The organism is Streptomyces sp. NPDC028419, from assembly GCF_055565515.1.
Genome location: NZ_JBVHUE010000043.1, coordinates 59,906 through 65,960, shown reverse-complemented (window position 1 = coordinate 65,960; position 6,055 = coordinate 59,906). Strand labels below are relative to the sequence as shown.

Annotated in this window: 6 protein-coding genes; 1 reads left to right on the top strand and 5 read right to left on the bottom strand. The window is 74.8% G+C overall.

What is annotated here, in order from left to right; all coding sequences use genetic code 11:
• Positions 1-129: 129 nt before the first annotated feature.
• Positions 130-1,041: an RNA polymerase sigma factor SigJ gene (gene sigJ / locus ACZ4UB_RS34925; protein WP_468076585.1), complete on the bottom strand. Its 912-nt coding sequence runs from the start codon at positions 1,039-1,041 to the stop codon at positions 130-132.
• A gap of 83 nt (positions 1,042-1,124) precedes the next feature.
• On the opposite strand from sigJ, the gene cpt reads away from it, so the two are divergent.
• Positions 1,125-1,661 carry a chloramphenicol phosphotransferase CPT gene (gene cpt / locus ACZ4UB_RS34920; RefSeq protein WP_468076583.1) on the top strand — a complete coding sequence of 179 codons (537 nt, stop codon included), beginning with the start codon at positions 1,125-1,127 and terminating at the stop codon, positions 1,659-1,661.
• Positions 1,662-1,833: 172 nt separating this feature from the next.
• Here cpt and ACZ4UB_RS34915 read toward each other — a convergent pair whose 3' ends face one another.
• Genes ACZ4UB_RS34915 through ACZ4UB_RS34900 form a run of 4 tightly spaced genes read right to left on the bottom strand, consistent with a single transcriptional unit; the run spans position 1,834 to position 6,051 of the window.
• The gene (locus tag ACZ4UB_RS34915) at positions 1,834-3,144 is read right to left on the bottom strand and encodes a DUF58 domain-containing protein (RefSeq protein ID WP_468076581.1); all 1,311 of its coding nucleotides are present in this window, start codon (positions 3,142-3,144) and stop codon (positions 1,834-1,836) included.
• Positions 3,144-4,145: an AAA family ATPase gene (locus ACZ4UB_RS34910; protein ID WP_467968929.1), complete on the bottom strand. Its 1,002-nt coding sequence runs from the start codon at positions 4,143-4,145 to the stop codon at positions 3,144-3,146. The genes ACZ4UB_RS34915 and ACZ4UB_RS34910 overlap by 1 nt, the downstream gene beginning before the upstream one ends.
• Positions 4,142-5,359 carry a DUF4350 domain-containing protein gene (locus ACZ4UB_RS34905; RefSeq protein ID WP_468076579.1) on the bottom strand — a complete coding sequence of 406 codons (1,218 nt, stop codon included), beginning with the start codon at positions 5,357-5,359 and terminating at the stop codon, positions 4,142-4,144. Before ACZ4UB_RS34905 ends, ACZ4UB_RS34910 begins: the two co-directional genes overlap by 4 nt.
• Positions 5,356-6,051: a DUF4129 domain-containing protein gene (locus ACZ4UB_RS34900; protein ID WP_468076577.1), complete on the bottom strand. Its 696-nt coding sequence runs from the start codon at positions 6,049-6,051 to the stop codon at positions 5,356-5,358. Before ACZ4UB_RS34900 ends, ACZ4UB_RS34905 begins: the two co-directional genes overlap by 4 nt.
• Between the last annotated feature and the right edge of the window lie 4 nt (positions 6,052-6,055).

Here is a 6,055-nt window from a genome sequence, read left to right as displayed (position 1 = left end):
GGAGAGTAGGACGCCGCCGAACAATCATTGTGGGAAAGCCCCGCACCTTATGGTGCGGGGCTTTTCTGCGTTCCGGACCAGTTCCACGGTCGTGCAGGCCCGGACGGAAGGTCCGGGCCCGCTGGCCCGTCAGGCGTCGAACATGGTGAGGTCGAACTCCGCCAGGCGCTCCGGGTCGGCGATGACGTCGATGGCCACGGTCAGGCCGTCCACGACGGTGAACGCCATGATCGACAGCGGGCGGCCGTTGGCGATGACCACGACGCCCGCTGCCCCGTTGATGAGGGCCGGGAGGGCGAACGGGGACAGCGAACCGAAGGTGATCGCCTGTCCGGCCACGGTCCGGGCGCCGTCCAGGACGACCGTGTGGCGGGCGCGGACGACGCCGCCGTCGGAGCGCAGGACCACATCGGGGTGCAGCACGGAGACCAGTGCCTCGAAGTCGCCGTCGCGGGCCGCGGCGAAGAAGGCGTTGACCACCTCCCGCTGGCGGGCGAGGTCCGGGTCAGGAGCCGGGGCCCGGCCCTGGACCCGGCGGCGGGCCCGGCTCGCGAGCTGGCGGGTCGCGGCCGGAGTCTTGTCGATCATCGGGGCGATCTCGTCGAAGGGCACGGCGAACATGTCGTGCAGGACGAAGGAGAGGCGCTCGGCCGGGCTCAGGGATTCGAGCACCACCAGCAGGGCCAGCCCGACCGAGTCGGCCAGCAGGACCTCCTGTTCGGGGTCGATCACGTGCTCGCGGCTGATCACCGGGTCGGGTATCCGGATGTCCAGGGAGTCCTCGCGGCGGTGCGCGCGCGAGCGCAGCCCGTTCAGGCACAGCCGTGCGACCACGGTGGTCAGCCAGCCGCCGAGGTTCTCGATGGTGGTGGCGTCCTGGGTGCTGAGCCGGAGCCAGGCCTCCTGGATCACGTCGTCCGTCTCGCTCATCGAGCCGAGCATCCGGTAGGCCACCGCGCGCAGGTGCGGCCGGTGTTCCTCGAACCGCCCGGCCAGTTCGTCCCGTTCGGGGTGCTCGGGGTGCTCGGTGTGCTCTTTCACGTGGCGTTCCTCTCCGCGGGCGGATGGTGCGTGGATCAAGAAAATGGTGGAGCCGGGGAGATCTTGCCTCCTACAGTGACCCGATGGTGACTCGGGTGATCGTGCTCAACGGTGGTTCCAGTGCGGGCAAGTCGGGGATCGCGAGGTGCCTCCAGGCGCTCCTGCCGGATCCGTGGCTCGCCCTCGGGGTGGACACGCTGGTCGAGGCGATGCCCGCGGCGATGCGGGACTCGGAGGAGGGGATCGAGTTCGCGGCGGACGGCGGGGTCGCCGTCGGGGCGGAGTTCAAGGCGGTGGAGGCGGCCTGGATCGCCGGGGTCGCCGCGATGGCCCGCGCGGGCGCCCGGATCATCGTCGACGAGGTCTTCCTCGGCGGCCCGGACTCGCAGCAGCGGTGGCGCGGGGCGCTGGACGGGCTGGAGGTGCTGTGGGTCGGCGTCCGCTGCGACGCCTCGGTCGCCGCGGGCCGGGAGCTGGCGCGCGGCGACCGGGTGGCTGGGATGGCCGCGGCCCAGGCCGAGGCGGTCCACCGGGGCGTGGTCTACGACCTGGAGGTGGACACCGCGCACACCGAGGCGCTGGAGTGCGCGCGGATCATCTCCGACCGGGTCTCCGGCTAGGGCGTGTTTCGAAAGTAGCGCCGGGCGCCCGAAGGGCGCGGCTCGCGGCGTCTGGTGCCGTGCATCGCAAGGCGGAGGATCGCCCGCCTACTGGACGTAATCGGGCGTTCCGACAACGCCGCGAGGTGCGGTACCAGGCGTCGCGAGCCAGGAGGGACTTTCGAAACACGCCCTAGAGGCGGCCCGCGGCCTTCAGGGCGAGGTAGGCGTCGGCGAGGGCCGGGGCCAGGGTGTCGGGGGTGGCGTCGACGACGTGGACGCCGTGCCGGGAGAGCTGGTCGGCGGTGTGGCGGCGCTGGGCGCGGGTCTGGGTGCCCGCGGCGGCCTCGTAGACCGCGTCGACCGTGCCGCGGGCGGTGGCCATCTCCGCGATGTGCGGATCGGCGACGGAGGCGAGCAGGACGGTGTGCCGCTGGGTGAGGGTGGGCAGCAGCGGGAGCAGGCCCTCCTCGATGGGTGCGGCGTCCAGGCTGGTCAGCAGGACCACTAGGGAGCGGCGCGGGGCGCCGCGCAGGATGCTGGAGACCAGGCTGCGGGAGTCTGTCTCGACGAGTTCGGGCTCCAGCGGGGCCATCGCGTTGACGAAGGCGGGCAGGACGTCGCCGGGCGGGCGGCCCTGGACCTGGGCGCGGGTGCGCCGGTCGTGGGCCAGCAGATCCACGCGGTCGCCCGCGCGGGTGGCCAGGGCGGCGAGCAGCAGGGCCGCGTCCATGGCGGAGTCCAGGCGCGGGGCGTCGCCGACGCGGCCGGCCGAGGTACGGCCCGTGTCGAGGCAGATCAGGATGTGCCGGTCGCGTTCGGGACGCCAGGTGCGGACGGCGACCTTGTTCTGCCGGGCGGTGGCCCGCCAGTCGATGGAGCGGGTGTCGTCGCCGGGCACGTAGTCCCGCAGGCTGTCGAACTCGGTTCCCTCACCGCGCGTCAGCACGCTGGTGCGGCCGTCGAGTTCGCGCAGCCGGGCGAGCCGGGACGGCAGGTGCTTGCGGCTGGTGAAGGGGGGCAGGACGCGGACCGTCCAGGGCACGACGTGGGTGCCCTGGCGGGCCATCAGCCCGAGCGGGCCGTACGAGCGGACGGTGACGCGGTCGGCCTTGCGGTCCCCGCGCCGGGAGGGACGCAGCCGGGTGGTGACCCGGCGGCGTTCGCCCGCGGGGACGGTCAGGGCGTGCCGTGAGGCGGCCGCCTCGGCGCCCGGGACCCAGCTGCTCGGCGGCCACGCGTCGCGGATCCGGGCGCGCAGGGTGCGCCCGCCGGGGTTGGTGACGCTGAGGTGGACCTCGGCACCCTCGCCCAGGCGCACCGCGGTGTCGCCGGAGCGCGCGAGCCGCAGGGTGCGCACCGGCGCGGCGAGGGCGTAGTCGACGGCGCAGGCCAGGGCCAGGGGTCCGTTGACGGCGAGGATCCCCGTCCAGCTCGGTTCGAGCAGGCCGACGGGGAGCGCGCCGAGTGCCGCGACCAGGGCGGCGCGTCCGGTGAGGGCCATCAGCGCGGGACGGGGACGTGGGAGAGGATCGCGGTGATGACCGCGTCCGCGGTGACGCCTTCCATCTCGGCCTCGGGGCGCAGCTGGACGCGGTGGCGCAGCGTGGGCAGGGCGAGGGCCTTGACGTCGTCGGGGGTGACGTAGTCGCGGCCGGTCAGCCAGGCCCAGGCGCGGGCGGTGGAGAGCAGGGCGGTGGCGCCGCGGGGGGAGACGCCGAGGGTGAGCGACGGCGATTCGCGGGTGGCGCGGCAGATGTCGACGACGTAGCCGGTGATCTCGGGGGAGACCGTGGTGGCGGCGACGGCGCGGCGTGCGGCTTCGAGGTCGGCGGGGCCGGCGACGGGGCGCACTCCGGCGGCGTCGAGGTCGCGGGGGTCGAAGCCGGCGGCGTGCCGGGCCAGGACGTCGATCTCGTCCGTGCGGGAGGGCAGCGGCACGGTGAGCTTGAGCAGGAAGCGGTCGAGCTGGGCCTCGGGCAGCGGGTAGGTGCCCTCGTACTCGACGGGGTTCTGGGTCGCGGCGACGAGGAAGGGGTCGGGGAGCGGGCGCGGGGTGCCGTCGACGCTGACCTGGCGCTCCTCCATCGCTTCGAGGAGGGAGGCCTGGGTCTTGGGGGGCGTCCGGTTGATCTCGTCCGCGAGGAGGAGGTTGGTGAAGACCGGGCCCTCCTGGAAGGAGAACTCGGCGGTGCGGGCGTCGTAGACCAGCGAGCCGGTGATGTCGCTCGGCATCAGGTCGGGGGTGAACTGGACGCGCTTGGTGCCGAGGTCGAGGGAGGCGGCCAGGGCGCGGACCAGCAGGGTCTTGGCGACGCCGGGGACGCCTTCGAGCAGCACGTGGCCGCGGCACAGCAGGGCGACGACGAGGCCGGTGACGGCGGCGTCCTGGCCGACGACGGCCTTGCCGATCTCGGTGCGCAGCGCTTCGAGGGAGGCGCGTGCGCGGTCCGCGTCCGGGTGGGCGGGGGCGGCCTGGTAGGCGTCGGCGGGCGTGGCCGTCATGAGGTACGGACCTCTCTTTCGAGGGCGTCGAGGTGATCGACGAGCGCGACGAGTGCCGCGTCGTCCGAGGGAGCGGGGCCGAAGAGCAGCCCGGTGAGGTCGCCTTCGGCGTCGGTCAGCCGGTCGGCGACCGCGGGCAGCAGGGCGGTGGGGTCCTGGGCGTGCGCGGGCGGTACGCCGACCAGCGCGGCCAGGCGCTCCCGGGCGGCTTCCCGCAGCACGGTGGCGGCCCGGTCGCGGGCCGCGGCCTTGCGGTAGAGGCGGGCGCGGCCTTCGGTGGCCTCGGAGGCGCGGACGACGACCGGGAGCCGCTCGGTGACCAGCGGGCCGAGGCGCCGGGCCCGCCAGAGCGCGGCGAGCACGGCGGCGACGGTGAGTTGGAGCAGGGCCCAGCCCCAGCCGGCGGGGACGAGTTCGAAGAAGCTCTTGTCCTGCTCCCGCGCGCCGTCGGCGCTGTCGGCGGGCGAGGGGATGAACCAGACGAGGTTCGGCCGGGAGCCGAGGAGTTGCAGGGCGAGGGCCGCGTTGCCCTCGTCGGCCAGCGTCTCGTTCTGGAGGATCAGCCCGGAGCCGAGGACGACGGTGTCTGCGCCGCCCGCTCCGGGGAGCCGGAGCAGGGTGGCGGCGGAGCCGCTGGGGTAGCAGGACTGCGCGAGCGGGAGGTCGGTGGTGTAGCGCAGGCCGTCGCCGGTCGAGGCGCGCCCGGCCGCGGTGGCCGCGGGCAGGGTGCACCGGGGGGAGAGGTCGGTGTCGTGGGCGGTGCCCTTGAGGCGGACGCCGGGGGTGAGTCCGGCCAGGGCGCGGCCGGTGGGCGCGAGCAGGACCGTACGGCCGCCGGAGAGGTCCATCGCGGTGTTCAGGGCCACGCGTCGCTGCTCGTCGAGCAGGTCGGGTTCGGTGACCAGGAGGGTCGTGTCGGCGTCGGCGGCCGCGGTGGCTTCGGCGGTGGTGGTCACCACGCGGGTGGTGACGCCGCGCTGCTTCAGGAGCTCGGCGAGGGCCCGGCTGCCGGTGGGGTCGGCGGAGCGCGGGTCGAACTGGCCGTGGTGGCTGCCGGAGTGCAGGGAGGCCAGGGCGATGCCGGCGACGAGCAGGGCGGCGACGACGATGAGGAAGCCGCGGGCCCGGCGCCAGATCCCGGTGGGGCTCATGGCGGTGGAGGTGGCGGCGCGGGCGGTCGGGGTGGCCGGTGCGGGGGGCGGGGCGGTGCTCATGCGGCCGGTCCTCCCGCGGTGGTCAGGACGGGCTTGGCGCGTTCCAGGGCGAGGTCGAGGTCGCGCAGGCGGGCGTACGTACCGGAGTCGGCGGGGCGGGCGCCGTAGGTGACGTCGTCGAACGTCCGGGCGGCGGCGTGCAGTTCCGCGCCGTGGGCGGGGAGCGAGCGCGCCGCTTCGGCGGCGGCCTCGTCGGCGGTGCGGCCGGGGCGCGGATCGAGCAGGGTGCGCTCCTCCAGGGAGCGCACGACGGCGCGCATGCGTTCCTGGACGGCCTCGGTCCAGTGTCCGGCGGCGGCGTGGGCCTCGGCGCTCGTGCGGTGGTCGGCGGCGCTGCGGACGCCCTCGTCGAAGAGGAGTCCGGCGCTGGTGGCGGCGCGGCGGGGGGAGCCGAGCCGCCACCACAGGGCGCCTATGAGCAGGGCGACCACGACGACGATCACGAGGATCCCCACCAGGCCGCCGGGCGTTGCGTCGGACGCGGAGTTCAGGAGGTCGCCGAGCCACTCCCAGAAGCGGTCGATGGCCCGCTGGATCGGGCTCGGGTCGTTCTGGTGGTAGAGCGGCTTGGACAGCTCGCGTTCGGCGGCCTCGCGGGCCGCGTCGCGCGGAGTCGCCAGCGGCGGTACTTCGTCGGTCCGCGGCAGCAGGGCCGCCGTGGTGCGTGTGATCGGTCCCCCCGTGGTGATCACCGCA

Coding starts and splice junctions, on each gene's coding strand:
- ACZ4UB_RS34910 (WP_467968929.1), bottom strand. CDS start 4,145: ATGACGGCCACGCCCGCCGACGCCTACCAGGCCGCCCCCGCCCACCCG.
- cpt (WP_468076583.1), top strand. CDS start 1,125: ATGGTGACTCGGGTGATCGTGCTCAACGGTGGTTCCAGTGCGGGCAAG.
- ACZ4UB_RS34915 (WP_468076581.1), bottom strand. CDS start 3,144: ATGGCCCTCACCGGACGCGCCGCCCTGGTCGCGGCACTCGGCGCGCTC.
- ACZ4UB_RS34905 (WP_468076579.1), bottom strand. CDS start 5,359: ATGAGCACCGCCCCGCCCCCCGCACCGGCCACCCCGACCGCCCGCGCC.